9 protein-coding genes are annotated in these 16,422 nt (G+C 52.6%); 7 read left to right on the top strand and 2 right to left on the bottom strand.

Annotation, left to right across the window (positions count from 1 at the left end):
- Positions 1–6 precede the first annotated feature (6 nt).
- From AC2FNR_RS22400 to AC2FNR_RS22385, 4 genes are all read left to right on the top strand, one after another.
- Complete coding sequence (locus tag AC2FNR_RS22400) at positions 7–993, top strand: glycosyltransferase family 2 protein (RefSeq protein ID WP_496851568.1); 987 nt, start codon at positions 7–9, stop codon at positions 991–993.
- 13 nt (positions 994–1,006) lie between these two features.
- A complete protein-coding gene (locus tag AC2FNR_RS22395) occupies positions 1,007–1,918 on the top strand; it encodes a glycosyltransferase family 4 protein (RefSeq protein ID WP_496851567.1) in 912 nt (303 codons plus the stop codon).
- A gap of 948 nt (positions 1,919–2,866) precedes the next feature.
- On the top strand, positions 2,867–4,321 hold the full coding sequence (locus tag AC2FNR_RS22390) for a metal-dependent hydrolase family protein (RefSeq protein ID WP_496851565.1): 1,455 nt from the start codon (positions 2,867–2,869) through the stop codon (positions 4,319–4,321).
- Positions 4,322–4,436: 115 nt separating this feature from the next.
- Positions 4,437–5,009 (top strand): DUF3124 domain-containing protein, encoded by a 573-nt coding sequence (locus AC2FNR_RS22385; RefSeq protein ID WP_496851563.1) that lies wholly within the window; start codon positions 4,437–4,439, stop codon positions 5,007–5,009.
- A gap of 383 nt (positions 5,010–5,392) precedes the next feature.
- Here the strand turns inward: AC2FNR_RS22385 and AC2FNR_RS22380 are convergent, their stop codons facing one another.
- Positions 5,393–6,100, bottom strand: coding sequence for an IS6 family transposase (locus AC2FNR_RS22380; protein ID WP_496851561.1), 708 nt, complete (start codon positions 6,098–6,100; stop codon positions 5,393–5,395).
- Positions 6,101–6,412: 312 nt separating this feature from the next.
- Between AC2FNR_RS22380 and AC2FNR_RS22375 the strand changes: the two genes are divergently transcribed.
- The 3 genes from AC2FNR_RS22375 to AC2FNR_RS22365 are packed head-to-tail and all read left to right on the top strand — an operon-like array spanning position 6,413 to position 14,762.
- Positions 6,413–13,399, top strand: a complete 6,987-nt coding sequence (locus AC2FNR_RS22375; protein WP_496851559.1) for a GAF domain-containing protein — start codon at positions 6,413–6,415, stop codon at positions 13,397–13,399.
- 3 nt (positions 13,400–13,402) lie between these two features.
- On the top strand, positions 13,403–13,744 hold the full coding sequence (locus AC2FNR_RS22370) for an Hpt domain-containing protein (protein WP_496851557.1): 342 nt from the start codon (positions 13,403–13,405) through the stop codon (positions 13,742–13,744).
- On the top strand, positions 13,737–14,762 hold the full coding sequence (locus AC2FNR_RS22365; RefSeq protein ID WP_496851555.1) for an adenylate/guanylate cyclase domain-containing protein: 1,026 nt from the start codon (positions 13,737–13,739) through the stop codon (positions 14,760–14,762). The genes AC2FNR_RS22370 and AC2FNR_RS22365 overlap by 8 nt, the downstream gene beginning before the upstream one ends.
- A gap of 383 nt (positions 14,763–15,145) precedes the next feature.
- On the opposite strand, the gene AC2FNR_RS22360 is transcribed toward AC2FNR_RS22365, so the two are convergent.
- Positions 15,146–16,408 (bottom strand): DUF2254 domain-containing protein, encoded by a 1,263-nt coding sequence (locus AC2FNR_RS22360; RefSeq protein WP_475225907.1) that lies wholly within the window; start codon positions 16,406–16,408, stop codon positions 15,146–15,148.
- Positions 16,409–16,422: the final 14 nt, after the last annotated feature.

The following is a 16,422-nucleotide window of genomic DNA, read 5'->3' as shown; positions in this document are numbered from 1 at the left end:
ATCACCATGCCCACAGTATCTATTGTTGTACCTGCCTACAACGCCCAAGCAACACTGGCGGACACGCTCGCCTCACTGCAGTCGCAAACCTATGACGATTTCGAAATCGTCATCGTCGACGACGGATCGCAGGACGGGACCTCCGAGATTGCCCGCGCGCACCAATGCGACCCACGCGTCCGACTAGTCCAGCAAGCCAATCGTGGGCTGGCGGGGGCCAGAAACACCGGCATCGCTGCCGCGCGTGGTACGTTTATAGGCTTTTGCGACGCCGACGATCTGTGGATGCCCGAGAAGCTGGCGGCCCATATCCAACATCTCAAGGCCGAACCGGATGTGGGGATTAGTTATTCCGGCAGTGTCTTGATCGACGAGGCGGGGTGCATGATGGGGATCAAGCAAGCACCCCGCCTGAAGGATGTGACCGCTGCCCATGTTCTGAACCGCAACCCAATCGGCAACGGATCGGCGGCCGTTATTCGAAAGACGGTGCTGGAAGCTCTGGCTTACCGCCCGAGTTTTGAGGCCGAGCGGGATTGGGTCTTTGATGAGACCTTCAGGCAGTCCGAAGATATAGAATGCTGGATGCGGTTGATGTTGAAGACCGATTGGCAGATCGAAGGCGTACCAGGGCTGCTGACCCATTACCGGATCAGCGCAGGCGGGCTGTCCGCAGCGTTGGATCGCCAGTTAGAGGCGTGGGAGCGGATGGTCGCGAAACTACGTCCGCTGAACCCTGAATTCTTCGCCCTGCACGAACCCTCGGCCCGCGCTTATCAGCTGCGCTATCTGGCGCGGCGGGCCATCACCAACCTCGACCGGGAAACAGCTTGGGATTTGTTTGCGCGAAGCGTCCAAGAAAGCCTTCGCCCGGTGTTGGAGGAACCTATGAAATCGTTGAGCACCTGCGCCGCAGCCCTTGTGCTGAAAACGTTTGGTCCGGGCCCGATCACCCGGCTGGGGCAAATGAAATCCAAAGTGCAATCGATCTGAGAAGGAGATAATCATGGAACAGAAAAAGATCCTCCATCTTGTAGATGACACTACAGCGGGCGGCGTAATGCGAATGCTCGACCATCTTTTGGCGCGGTCAGACTTGTCCGCCGCAGTCGAACAAGAGGTGCTGAAGGTCAAACGGACCGCGTTTTCGTGGGGCAAACTGAATGCGGATGTCATCGTGTCCCACGTCGTACCAAGCTGGAGAAGCTTACCCGCGTTCTCGGCGCTTCGTGCAATGCATCTGGACACTCGACTGGTCCATGTCGAACACAGTTACACCCGAGCATTCACCACTCTGAATGTCCCACACAAACGTCGGTTCTTTGCAATGCTTAGGGTGATCTATTCCTTCTTCGATCAGGTGGTCGCGGTCAGCCACGCGCAGTCGGACTGGATGCAAGAACGCCGTTTGGTCACTTCGGAAAAGCTGACAGTCATTCCTCCGACCGTTGATCTTGAGCAATTGTCGCGAAAGACGATGCTTCCCAAGTCAAAGACCACAATTGGTGCCATCGGGCGTTTGGAGCGGCAGAAAGGGTTCGACATCCTAATCCGGGGCTTTCGGTCAACCCATATCCCCGAGGCCCGCTTGCTGATCTTTGGCGAAGGCAGTCAGCGCTCACACCTAGAGGAGCTCGCAAAGGGTGATCCGCGTATTGAATTTCGCGGCCACGCGGAAGACCCGGCAGATGCCTATCAAGCTGTTGATATAGTCGCAATTCCGTCACGGTGGGAGGCCTACGGGCTTGTGCTGGACGAAGCCCTTGCCGCAGGGCGCGCGGTCATCGCCAGTAAAGTTGACGGGCTGAGTGACCGAGAAGGCGATGCACGCGTATCATTCTGTGACCAGGACTCGGCATCTTGGCGAAGTGCCATTAACGAGTGCTTGCGACCTGCGATTGCTGCGACGCGCAACTGAACCCGTGCCGGTTTTGCGATGTTCACGTTGTGGCCGAGGTATGCCAAGTACGGGCTCTCAGCAGACCTTAGCCGCAACGTCAATGAATGGCTGCAATCGTTATTGGGTCAGAAATGCTTGACGTTTGGGTCAGAATTGAATGACGTGATTTCCCCATTTATTGGGTTTTTGTGCGTCGATTGAGTCAGAAATTAGTGACGCTCCATAGTGATTTGTCAGGCGACACATATTTCTGCCACCAGCGACAGAACCTTGCCATTTTCGCCTCACTTCCTTCATCCAGCACCTTACCCCTGATGGCCAGAGGCGTTTGGCTCGTCCAAATCCAGCTGGCCCTAAAACAAGTGCGGCGGAGCAGGCTGCGCCGTTACTTTTCCGCCACAACACGTTGCTTTTCAAAAGTATCGTAGGCAATTTCCAAAACGGGGGCGGTCGGATGACAAAAAGTGACGACAACCTCATGGACCCTACGAAAAGACTCAATGATGCACCCAAGTGCACAGCAACGGCACAGTCCACCGGCAAGCGGCCAAAGCTCCGGCGGTTCGAGGCTGGCGTGTTTGCCGAGTTCATGGTGTAGGCGGCGGGCATGCATCAGGACCTGACCATCCGTCCTGGAGACATGGACAAAGGTCCAGAGAAGCTGAGGAACTGCGCAAGACCATCAATGAATTGATCCGAACAGACAAGGCGCTGCAGAAGCTGATCCATTGATTGGGCAAGGGCTGGTAACCGACACAAAGTAGTCATTCGACAGAACTAGTCGGATGTCTGCACCGAGCCCAAAGCGGTAAAAAAATACCGTCGTCCATCCACGAGATTTTACCCTTTGGAGCGCACGTCAGGCGATTTCTCTTTTGCGCGGCACGTCGCCTGACATGCCAATCATTTATTGTTTGGTCGAACAGGCGCATGCTACTCGTAAGAGGGACGGGGGAGAAAACTATCATGACCTTTTCAAAATCAGGTTTTCTGGTCGCTCTTGCAGCCAGCGTTTCGCTAACAGCACTGGAGGCCACTGCGCAGTCGGACATTTCCAGTGCATATGCGCCCGGCGAATTGCCTGCGATGATTTTCGACGCAGAGCGGCCTGAGAAAACGCTTATTACAAACATCAATATCTTCGATGGCGTTAACGATGGCTTGAAAGCAGGAAGTGTGCTTGTCGAAGGCAGCCTAATCAGTGAGGTTTCAGAGGGAACCATCGATGCACCGGATGCTGTTGTCATCGATGGCGGTGGTCGCACTCTCATGCCGGGTATGATAGATGGCCATGCTCATGTCATGATCAACGATGACTTCGGGCCAGTAGAGCGCGACCTCGACATTACTGACATCAGCTACAACGCGGTCATCGTTTCTGAACGTTTTGTCAGAGATGGGTTCACGACCGTGAGGGACATGGGAGGTCCTGCGTTTGGCTTGGCCAGAGCAATAAATCTAGGTCGCGTAGTCGGCCCGCGCTTGTATCCATCTGGCGCTTTCATCTCACAGACTTCTGGTCACGGTGATTTCCGTGACCGCGCTGACGCAGGTTTTTCGATCAACGATGCTGGCGACCTGTCGAATTTTGAACGTATGGGTATTGGTAATGTTGTAGACGGAGTTCCCGAGGCTCTGAAGGCCACACGCCTGAACCTGCGTAACGGTGCCACACAAATTAAGATCATGGGCGGCGGCGGGGGCTCATCGCGTTTTGACCCAATCGACACGACGCAATTTACCGAAGATGAAATCTGCGCAATTACCGGCGCGGCGGCGGATTGGGGAACATACGTCGCGGCACATACTTTTACTGACCGCGCCGTTAACCGACTTCTTGATTGCGGCGTCAAAACTTTTGAACACGGGTTCTTCATTTCCGAAGAGACCATGCAGCGTATCGCAGCGGAAGGCGGGTACATGGTCCCACAAATGTGGGGTATATCTCCTGACCTTGCACGCAACCCTCTTATACCAGCAGATAAAATCCCGTTGGTGGAAGAACTCGGCCAACAGTACGCTGATTTTGGTCGCAACCTTCTCAAGAACGGCGTCAAAGTCGTCTTTGCCTCTGACTACGTCGGCAAGTTCGCCGATGCAGAACGAGCGCGACGCTATGAAATCTGGTGGCGGACGCAGACATTCGACAGCAATTTTGAAGTGTTAAAGCAGTTGACCTCGACCGCCGGGGAAATGATCGCCATGTCTGGGCCAAGGAACCCATATCAGGCTGGTAAGCTCGGTGTGATCGAGGCTGGAGCCTACGCTGATCTTATTCTGGTGGATGGAAACCCGCTCGAGGACATCACTGTAATTGGCGGTACTGATCAATGGTTCGACGCACCAGAGGAATGGGAACCAATCGACACGATTGACTTCGTCATGCTCAATGGGGCGGTGTACGTGAACGAATTGGATTAGAGTGTCCGCCGACTGACCAATTTGGTGGCGGTACGCAGCCTGCTTTCACTTCGATTGTATATGGCTGTTTTGTCCGCAAAGCAGACAATGGAGCCCGATGCAGTGAAGGTCAGCTATGCGGACAAAGCGGACATATTCTTGCGCCGAATCTTGTCATCCGTATGCTCATTTTGAAGGCAGAAGAAACGGAGCATGCGCCTACATGAAGTTTTTCTCCCGCAGATCTTTCTGGTCAATCTCAATGGTTTTGGTTTCGTTGACGACCGTACCAAGCCTTTCATTCGCACAAGTTTCGGAGAGTGTTACATCTCAAGTCATCTATGTTCCCTCTTATTCGCGAGTTTTCACGCAGGAGGGGCGCAGCGAACCGCTCGCGTCTACGCTAGTTGTACCCAACATTAGTCTTCAATCAGAGATCAAAGTTGAGCGTGTCGAATATTACGACAGAGCGGGGCAACTTCTGGAAACTCTCATAAATGAGCCCGTTCAATTGATGCCATTTGGGTCGATGAGTGCGCTTGTACCTATTGGTAGCGTCGGAGACGGGATTGGCGCGAATTTCATAGTCACCTGGTCGGCAGAAGTTCCGGTACTACCCCCTATCGTAGAAGCGATCATGGTTGGAGGAAGCGGCACTCAAGGAATCTCGTTTACAAGCCGAGGTCAGGTGTTGACTCAAAAACCCTAACACCGACCACCACTTTGCTTCTATGTATCCAGCTCAATCATCAAAGTAATACTCAAGCACCAGTAACTGGCGTTGGCTTTGGGTTCCAGGCAGACATTGGTGCATTTACTCAGAGGGCTATTCAGGACGGAAAGCAGTAAGAGCAGACCCAGGCAAAACAATAAATTGATCTGCTCCTTTATCGCCTTACGCTGGAAACACGGAGGTCAAGCTCATGTACCGCACATTTGTTTCTGCAATCTTTGTGGCTATTGCCACGACCTGCTCAGCGCAGGACTACGATATAGTCATAACGAACGGGCGGGTCATCGATCCGGAGACAGGTTTGGAGGTGCCGTCAGACGAATTCGAACCAGTCTCAGTTTGCCGCGGAAACTGCGAACCTATCCGGAACAAAGTTGACGCCACTCGGCGAGAGCAGCGCTGCGGGTCAGCTTGAAGATGTCTCGGCTGGTGAGTGATCGTTCCTGGTTGAAGTGATTGTAGACGGAGGAATGGACGGAGGCGAATTTCTGTAAACTTCGCAAGCACCTGAAACGCTGAATCGCGCGTTCGTGTCGTCGGAAAGGTAGGTGCGAGTTCTCGACGCGGTTGTTGAGCCACCTGCCCTTCTGCTGTTTTTCCAGAGCGCCCAAATCTCTGAGCGCCGCCTTGTAGGATGCTAAGCGATCTGTGACTACTTCTTCAGCTTTGCCGTGGCGTTTCACTAATTTCTTAAGAAATTTCAACGCTGCAGCTTTGTTTCGGCGTTTTGTAACAATCGCTTCCAGCACTTCACCTTCGTGATCGACCGCACGCCAGAGATAGTGGCGTTTGCCATTCACCTTCACAAAGACCTCGTCCACGTGCCACTTCCAATTCGAGAATGCGCGCTGTTGTTGAACACGCGTTCGTCGGATCTCAGCGGCAAACACCGGCCCGAACCTGCGCCAAGAATATCGGACAGTTTCATGGCTGACATCGATCCCGCGTTCATGCAGTAGGTCTTCAACATTCCGAAGCGAGAGCGGAAATCGGATGTACAACATCACCGCAAGGCGGATGATCTCAGGGCTGGTTTTGAAGTATTTGTAAGAGGCAGGTCTGGTCATAGGCAAAAACTACGAGAGCCCCCTACCCGTCTCAACCTAAGTTCTTCTGACAAGACCCTTCAGGTTGAGCGTAGCGGTTACGGGCTCATCATCCCTATCGCGCCGGAACCAGCTTTGATCACCTGCGAAAGGAGTTTCAAAGCTGCCCTCATCATCGGTTTGACCGCGCCTTTTGCGCCCATGATAACTCCATACAATCATTAATTGAAGCGCATGGAGCATACCCCTCAAAGAAACTCTGTGACTTCTATGGTATGCCATCTAAACTCTAATCGCGTGTGTTTTATTAGTTTGCTTGGGAGCGGAACGCGGGTGGCTAGAAAGAAGGCATCGGGAGGAACTACCGGTTCAGTGCCGTCGTCCGTGCAAAGTGCCGGGCTCAGCGCGGATGATCAACAGGCGCGGTTCGAAGCTACTACGCGGATTTTGCAAGCAATTTCTGAGACCAAGGATGACGTTCAGCCAGTATTCGACCTGATTGTTACGCTGGCAAAAGATCTCTGTGACGCTGTTTTTGCTGGTCTGGTTCTCGGACGAGAGGGGGATACTCTTCAGCGACTGATTGCCAGCGTCAACCTGCACCCGGATATTCAACAGCTGTGGCTGGACGGCAAATACACTATGGAGCCAGGCAACTCCATCGTGACTGACACTATTCTAAGTGGCGAGACAAAACGTGTTGTCGACATGGGCAATACCGATTTTCATAAATCGGGAGATGAGCGCTTTAAACTCATTGTCGACACGCATGGGTGCAGGAGCAATCTCTTTGTCCCATTGAAAGTGGGTGGTAGCGCAATCGGATGCCTGATGTTGGCACGGGATGAGGTGCGACCTTATTCCGACGATCAGGTCCAGCTGGTTGAAACTTTCGCTGCACAAGCGGTCATTGCAATCGAGAATGTTCGACAGTTTAGCGAGTTGCAGGTTCGTCTGGCGCGTGAAGGTGCCACGCGTGATGTTCTGGAGACGATCAGCCGGTCTCGGGATGATGAAGCGCCGGTATTTCAGACGATCTTGGAAAACACGGCCCGGCTTTGCGAAACAGATGTAGCCACGTTGAGCCTGCTAAATGAGGCAGGAACATATTTGGAGTACGCGGCCCATTTTGGTGATCAATTGGCTACATACAAGGTTGGCGTGGATCGCTGGTCTCTGGACTCAAATTTACAAATTGCCGAGTCTGTGCGGGAAGCGCGCGTCATTCACAACGTCGATTTGCGCGAGACAGACCACTACATCAACGGGGATCCCTGGCGCCGGCAATTGGTTGATGAGGAAGGTGTTCGTTCCTTTCTGACGGTTCCTTTAATGTCAGCAAATGGTGACCCTGTAGGTGTCATCGGGATCTACCGGCGCGAAGTGCGACCCTTTTCCGATGACGAGATTTCTTTAGTCGAGAGCTTTGCCGCGCAAGCCGTCATTGCCCTCGATAACACTCGTCAAATGAATGAGCTGCACACTCAGCTGGAACGGCAAGCTGCGACGCAGGAGGTTCTAAGTGTTATCAGCAAAAGCCGGGACAATGACACACGAGTCTTTGAAGCCGTGCTTCAGCAGGCCACTGAAATCTGTGACGCAGATCAGGCAGCGCTGGTTTTGGTCAACGCTGCGGGAACCCATATTCAATTGGCCGGAGCATGGGGGCACGATAGAACCGACGTCGAATTGGGAGAAGAGTGGCCTCTTGATGGTTCGGTCACGGCGGCGGCGGCGATACGAAATTGCAAGGTTGTACGCGTCGAAGACATCGCCGATACTGAGTTCTACCGCTCGGGTGATCCTACTGCTGTTACAATGGTCGAGGTAGAAGGCATCAGGTCGCGCGTTGTCGTCCCGTTGATGCAAGGCGAGCAGGCGATAGGTGCTATTGCGGTTAGCCGCCGCGAAGTCCGCCCGTTTTCTGATCCCGACGTGCAATTCATCGAAGAGTTCGCCAAACACGCAGTCATAGCGATAGAAAACACGCGCCAATTTCGAGAGGTTCAGGAACGACTGGAGCGCGAAAAAGCATCGCGAGAAATCCTCGAAGTCATCAGCCGTAGCCGCGACGACGAAAGACCTGTGTTCCAAAGCATTCTCGAAAACTCCAGCCGCTTGTGCAAAGCCCCGCTCGCTTTTTTATGCGTCGCTGATAACGAACGGGGGCTCGCAACGATCCCGGCCAATATCGGCGCAAGAACCGACTTTGACGAAGCGCTCAAAAATTTTGTGGAGCCGCTAACACGAACGGAATTAGTTGCGATCAAACCAATGATTGATGGCGAGGTCATTCGCCAAAACGATATCGCGGACGATCCACTGTACTTCAGGGATCGTGACCCGAAACGGGTTCAGATGGTTGAGATTGAAGGAGCCCGCTCGGTTCTGGCAGTTCCGTTGATGAAGGATGGCCTAGGTCTCGGTGTAATTGTCCTCTACCGCCGTGAAGTTGAACCTTTCTCTGACGACGATGTCGCTTTGGTTCAAACCTTTGCAGCTCAAGCCGTGATCGCAATGGAAAACGTCCGTCAGTTCCGCGAAATCCAGGATCGTACAGCGGAAGTGACGCAAGCTTTAGAATACCAGACTTCTGCGTCTGAAGTTCTGCGGGTTATTTCAGCGTCACCAAATGAGCTGGCACCCGTTCTCGACGCTATCCTCCAAGAGGCCTCCCGTATCTGCGAATTGCAGGATGCCTATGTTGCGATGCTGAACCCTGACGATCAGCTTTTCCATGTGCATTCGACGCTCACGCAGGACACGACTTTTGCGGAATATGTCAAATCTCACGCTATTTCGCCAAGTCAGAGCGGTGTAAGTGGGCGGGCTATTCTGTCGAAACGAACGATCTATATTAAAGATGTTGAAGCGGATTCATCCTACACATGGATGGAAGAAAGCGGCGTCGGTGAATATAGATCTTTGCTCGGCGTGCCGCTGCTAAAAAACAACGAAGTCGTGGGGGTGATTTCTCTAGGGTCACCCGATGTTTCGGGATTTTCCACTAAGCAGATTCAACTGCTCGAAACATTTGCCGATCAGGCCACTATCGCAATTACGAATGCGAACCTTTTCCACGAAGTCGGGAAACGGACGGCCGAAGTAGAACAATCACTCGAATACCAGACTGCCACCTCTGATGTCTTGTCGGTTATTTCCCGGTCTCCGAACGAGCTGGAGCCGGTTCTGGAAGAAATCTTGCGGGTTGCAAGCCGGATTTGTGAACCAAAATACGCTGCGATTTCGATCCTAAATCCGGAGGACAATCTTTACCACACTGACATCATGCTAGATTTTGATAGTGATTTCATGAAATTCATGAAGGCTAACCCTGTTCCAGCCGGTCACGGGAGCGGAATTGGCCAAACCGCAGCACGAGGAGAAACAGTATACTACGAGGATACAGAGGCTGGCGAGTATGCATGGAAAGAAGCGGCCCGCATTGGAAAATATCGTTCGCTGTTAGGTGTCCCTCTGATCAAGGGCGAAACAGTAGTTGGTGTTATAGTCCTCTGCCACGACAAAGTCGCACCATTCAATTCAAAGCAAATTTCACTCTTAGAGACTTTTGCGGCTCAGGCCGTGATTGCGATCAACAACACTCAGTTGTTCAAAGAAGTTCAAGCCCGTACAGCCGAAGCTGAAGAGACATTAAAGTATCAGAAAGCAACGTCTGAAGTCCTGGATGTTATCTCCCGTTCGCCAAATGACCTGCCGCCGGTGTTGGACGCCATCCTAGAGGTTTCTTCGCGCATCTGCGCGCCGGAGTACGCATTCTTTGCTATGCGGGATGCAGAGGATGGGCTTTATCGTGTTGTGATGTCTCATAACGTAAGCGAGGCGTTTCTGAAGTTTCTGACGGACAATCCCATAGCTCCCGAGGAAGGCTCGTGCATCGGGCGAACTGCGTTGCATGGAAAGACAGTCTACATAGAAGATACTCGCAACGACCCAACATACACCTGGAAACAGGCTGCTGAGATAGGCGATTACCTCACCACTCTCGGAGTTCCGCTTGTCAAAAATGGTCGCACGCTTGGCGTTATCGTCATGGCACACCGGCAGGCCTCGGCGTTTAACGATAAACAAATCAGCCTGCTGGAAACCTTTGCGTCGCAGGCTTTGATCGCGATCAATAACACGCGGTTATTCGAGGAAGTACAGAAACGAACCGCCGAAGTTGAGGAGTCTTTAGAGTACCAAAAAGCCACAAGCGAGGTACTCGAAGTTATTTCCCGATCTCCTGACGCATTGGAGCCTGTACTGGAGGCGTTGCTGGCCGTTTCGTCCCGCATATGTCGCCTGCAGGATGCCTTCGTGGCGCTTAAGACACCCGAAGACGGGAAGTACCATTATTTTGCTGGGCACAATTTGTCGGGCAAATTCGCGGATTTTTTGAAGGCGCATCCTTTTGAGCCCGGGGAAACTTCGGCTACGGCACGTGCGCTTCTGCATGGACGGGCCGACTATGTTGAAGATACGCAAGCTGACCCCAACTACGATCCGCTGCTCAAATCCAATCTCGAAGGTTATCGATCCGTCCTTTCCGTGCCACTGATCCGAGATGGTGACACAATTGGCGTTATCAGCATGGGAAGCCGAACCACTGCGGCTTTTGACGAAAAGCAAATCAAGCAGATGGAGACTTTTGCGTCACAGGCGATAATTGCAATTCAGAACTCGCAACTCTTCAACGATACGCAAACCGCACTTGCCCGCCAGACCGCCAGTGCGGACGTTCTAAGAGTTATTTCTGAATCCCCAACCGATACGAAGCCGGTTTTCGAGAAGATTGTCGCGCTGGCGACGACCCTCATAGATTGCGACCTGTCGATTGCTATTCAGGCGAACAAGACTGAACTCTGGCAAATCGCCGCCGCGACGCCCGATGGCGTCGAAGAAATCACGTGGACCGAGCGCCTGCCAATTGATCCCGAAGACAATTTGCCGTCCAAGGCAATCAAGAATGGCAAGACCTTGCATTTGCCCGAGTGGCGGTCCGATGAGCTACCCCCGCGCGATCAAGAAATCATCCGCAGGAAAGGGTTCAAGTCTTCGCTGACAGTGCCTTTGATGCGGGGGACGGAATGTTTCGGTGCTTTGGTGTTCATCCGAAAAACGGCCAAAGTTTTCAGCGAAGATGAAGTCGCCATTGCCGAGTCCTTCGCTGATCAGGCCATCATCGCGCTGGAAAATGTTCGCCTGTTTAATGAAACTCAGGCGTCCTTGGCACGTCAGACTGCGAGCGCTGATGTATTGCGGGTGATCAGCCAATCGCCCTCGGATACAACGCCTGTTTTTGAGGTGATCGTAGATTCCGCGACACGGCTTGTTTCGTGCGACATGGCCGGTGCGGCGTTGTCGGATGAGAGTTTCTGGTGGCAAGTGGCTTTGGCCTCGCCCAAAGGGCTGATACGTGATTTCGGAAGAACCCGGCACCCGCTGGATCCGCACGACAATTTTTTGTCGTCCGTATTACTGTCTGGAAAAACCATGCATGTGCATGATTTGTCGTCGGGTGACCTGCCGCGGTTGGCAAAGAAGCTCCACGAAGAAAGCGGGTTTGAAGCTTTCCTAGGCGTACCATTGATGCGCGGAGGCAAGTGTCTGGGCGGCCTCTATTTCATCAGGAAATCCAAAACACCCTTCTCGGACGACGATGTTGCAATGGCCGAGTCATTTGCCGATCAATCTGTTATTGCCATCGAAAACGTACGCCTTTTCCGCGAAGCTGAGGAAGCGCGCGAGGCTGCTGAAACTGCCAACGAAGCAAAAAGCGCATTCCTTGCCACCATGTCACATGAGATCCGTACGCCGATGAATGCGGTAATCGGGATGAGCGGCCTGTTGATGGACACAGAGTTGGATGCCGAGCAAAGCGACTATGCAAACACCATCCGCGATAGTGGTGACGCGCTGTTGGGTATCATCAATGAGATCCTCGACTTCTCGAAAATTGAAGCGGGGCAGATGGATATCGAAAACCATCCGTTCGACCTGCGCGAATGCATAGAAAGCGCACTCGATTTAGTCAGCGGTAAAGCTGCCGAGAAACAGCTCGATTTGGCTTATGAGTTCGATGACACACTGCCCCTGGCGATTAGCGCAGATCTGACCAGATTACGGCAAATTCTGCTAAATCTCCTTTCTAACGCAGTGAAGTTTACCGAAAGCGGCGAAGTGGTTCTGTCTGTTGAACAATCCGCCGAGGTACAGGGATCGCTCGAACTGACGTTCAAAGTTCGAGATACTGGAATCGGCCTGTCCCAAAAGGGTATGAGCCGATTATTTCAGTCTTTCAGTCAGGCAGATAGTTCCACGACAAGAAAATACGGCGGCACTGGTCTGGGTCTTGCGATCTCGAAACGCCTCTCCGAACTTATGGGTGGGACCATGTGGGCTGAAAGCGAGGGCGAGGGGAGCGGTTCCACCTTTGTTTTCAAAATCCAGGCAAAACCTGCAAAGCCAGTTAAGTCTTCTTCCCGCAGTCTTGTCGGCGTTCAAGCTGAACTCGAAGGCAAGCGAATTTTGATGGTGGACGACAATGCCACCAATCGTAAAATCCTTGCTCTTCAAACTGAGAAATGGGGCATGCAGACCACGACGCGTGAATCTCCGTCAGAGGCGCTGAGCATACTTGAACAAGGCGTCGAGTTCGATTTAGCCATTCTCGACATGCATATGCCCGAAATGGATGGAGTAGAGCTCGCCACAAAGGTTCGCGCCAAGAAGCTGGGTTTGCCACTAATCCTTTTCAGTTCAATTGGCCCACGCGAAGTAGATCTGGAGGAAGAGCTCTTTGCCGCAAACCTTGCCAAACCTTTGCGCCAATCCCACCTGTTCGATACCTTGGTTACAGTGTTCGCGACTGAAAAAGTACGAGCAAAGCCGTCCAAACTACAGGACAAACCCCAAACAGATCCGGATATGGCAACGCGACATCCACTGCGAATTTTGCTGGCCGAGGACAATTTGGTAAACCAGAAACTTGCACTCCGGCTGCTTGAGCAGATGGGATATCGCGCGGATTTGGCCAGCAATGGTGCTGAGGCAGTCGAAAGCTTAAACCGGCAAATATACGATGTCGTTTTTATGGATGTGCAAATGCCCGAGATGGACGGTCTTGAAGCGTCTCGCCGCATCAACAAAGCGCATTCGGATGGAAGTCGCCCTCGTATAATCGCGATGACCGCGAACGCAATGCAGGGGGACCGTGAGATGTGCCTGGATGCAGGGATGGACGACTATATCACCAAACCGATCCGCGTACCTGTCCTAATCGAAGCCCTTTTAAATTCCCCGAGAATAAGAAGGTGATCCATGACAGACAGCCCAATTAATCAAGAAATATTCATGGAACTAAAAGATGCCACAGGCGAAGACTTTGCAGCTGAGCTTGTAAACACCTTTCTCGATGAAGCGCCGAGTATGATAGTTGAATTGAAAGCGGCCGCGGGAGCAGCCGATGCCGACCGATACCGCCGTGCTGCACATTCTATCAAGTCGAACGCTAACACATTTGGTGCGACGGCTCTTGCCGAACTGGCCAGGAACGTCGAACTCGGAGAATTGCCTGAGGCCGGAGATCTGACAGATGCGACGGCGCTGGAGGCGGCCCTTACCACTGCCGCCGCGGCTTTACGGAGTCTGATTGATGACTGACGCCCGTGGCCACCTGCTCATCGTCGACGACAACAAGGTGAACCGATTGCTTTTGTCACGCAGCGTAGAACTATTGGGTCACCAAGCATCTGTCGCGGAAAACGGCCGGGTTGCGATGGAGATGTTGTCTAACCAGCCGTTTGACTTGCTTTTACTGGATATCGAAATGCCGGAAATGGACGGTTTCCAGGTTCTGGAGGCCGTCAAATCGGACACTGAACTGCGCGATTTGCCGGTGATAGTGACGTCATCCGTTGAGGGCCTGGACAATGTCGTGCGGTGCATTGAATTGGGTGCAGAAGACTACCTGCCAAAACCAGTCAATAAGACACTTCTCAGTGCGCGCGTCTCCAGCGGCCTTGAAAAGAAAAGACTCAGGGACGAGCAAAAGCGACTGCTGGAGCGCTTTGCGACAACTGAGGTTGCTCAAGACCTGCAAGAGTCTGGCTTTGCTATAGGTGGCAAGCGTGCCAACGCTTCGGTCCTCTTCTGTGATATTCGCGGCTTTACGGCCCTATCGGAGAACCTCGCTCCCGAGGAAACAATTGACCTTCTCAACACCTTCTACACGTTGATGTTCGAGGCTGTTACTAGCAACGGCGGAATTGTCAGCCTGATGCTGGGAGACGGTTTGATGGCTCTTTTCGGAGTTCCGCAACCGCTGCCAAACTCCGCGCAAAGTGCGGTGGCGGCAGGGCATGAAATGCACAACATGATTGAGATTTTGAATCTCGAACGGCGCTCAGAAGGGAAAAGTAACCTAAAAATCGGTATCGGAATAGCTACTGGAGAAGTGGTCGCCGGCTATGCCGGTACGGACAATCGAGCGACGTATACTTGTATCGGATCGACCGTGAACCTTGCTGCTCGCCTCGAGGCAGAAACGCAGAAAAACGGAAGCCGTATTTTGATTGATCAAGAAACCTTCGATCTGTTGGAAGGGGCAAATGTGTTGGAGACATTTGGTAGAACAAAGATCAAAGGTTTCTCCGATCTGTTCGATATCCATGCACTATGACCATTCGTGCAACCTGACAAGCGCATCTACATCGGGCGTAGTTGCGCTCGTTGCTTTGCTTTTCGCCCGATGATTTTCGTTTTTGACTCAGGGCTTGGAGGCTAGATATTGTCAGACTTTGCAAAATCCACTTTCTGCGCATTGCTGTAATTGGGGTATCGCGCAGCATCGGTCAAAGTGGACTCCGAATTAGACAGTCGCCGCACTCGGTGTGAGCGACTGCTATGCGGACAAAGTAGCCGTTTGGTTTCGCCACTCACTGACTACCTTTCGTTGAAATGTAACTAAGACCTTTCGAAGAGCACTTTTCCATAAGTTGGGGGATGGCCCACTCACAAACCACCCCCCAGCCGCACTGGACTGCAATTGTCCAGGACGGTTGACTAAAACCCTTCAATTGCGGTTTCGACCTGGCCACAAAACTTATCAATATCGCGCTCAAGCATATCGCTTTCTCGGGTCTCATCTCTGACCGCAGATAGTTCATCTACAACAGCCAGCAAATCTTCTTCTGGAGCTGCCTCTGCGATGCGCACCAAAGCGCGAATAAGGGCGGCCGTTACGAGGCCATTACCCCGGGCAGCGCGTCTTAGAGCTGGCATAGAGTCGTGAAACAGTGCCTCAGCCGTGATGGACGGGTAAACCACCCGTACGTTTCCGTCATCATCCCGATACACACCCGTGCAGAGCTTTGACGACCACGCTCGAGCCAGAGACGCCGACAGTCGGTCGATGCAGACTATTGCGGTAAACGTGTCGTTGACACCCGGTGACAACGCCCGAAGTGCGATTTCAACGAGAAGATGGACAGAAAAGCGGATATCGCCATTAGGATCTCGCGCGGAGATTAACGGAGCTGCCGCTTGCACCAGATCATTAAGACTTTCGTCACTATCACCATAAACCTTGGCCAAAGTGTCCGATGGAACCATAAAGTCTCCTGGCTGCACATCAAAAACGACGACTGCTCCGGCTTCCTTGGCCGCACTCACTAGACCTTCGGTATTGATCGAATTCACATATCCAGTGCCCGAAGCCAAGACTTGGCGCTTGTCTCCCTCCTCAGGGACTGCCTCTGAAGATGGAGTATCTGCGCTGTTTTCGATTGCGGTGCTGACTTGGCGATCCAAGGCCTCAGAAATCCGCGCCGCCTCCTGATCAATGGTTACGCGCGTCGATACTGTATGAACGAAGAGCAACAGCAAAAGAACTGAGATGATCGAATAGACTATTCCAATCGCAACGGCCAAATTTACGGATGTGTCATCGCGTATCAGCCACAAGATCAACAAGCTGTATAAAAACGTCGCTCCAAGTGAGCCAACTGCAATCTGATTTACCCTGTCTTCGCCAAAACGCTGCAAGAGCCTGGGCCCAATTGATCCGGCTGCTAAGGTGTAGACCAGCAAAACAATGGAATAGACCATGACCAACGCGGACATGGATGCTGCCGAGATTGCGCTTAGTACATCGCTCGCAGTACGATTAGAAACGCTCAGCCAATCGGAAGCGGACCAACCCCAACTCGCGAGCGCTTGCTCCGTCTTGAAGACAATCCCAGCCACCAAAAGCCCTGAAAGACTAATGGCGGCAGGGATAGTTAGGAACCCACGAAAGTACCTCACTAATTCTCTAGGTGTTTGCATTCCTGTCTCCATTT

Source organism: Ruegeria sp. SATB045 (assembly GCF_059613525.1).
This window is presented reverse-complemented; position numbering and strand designations above follow the sequence as displayed.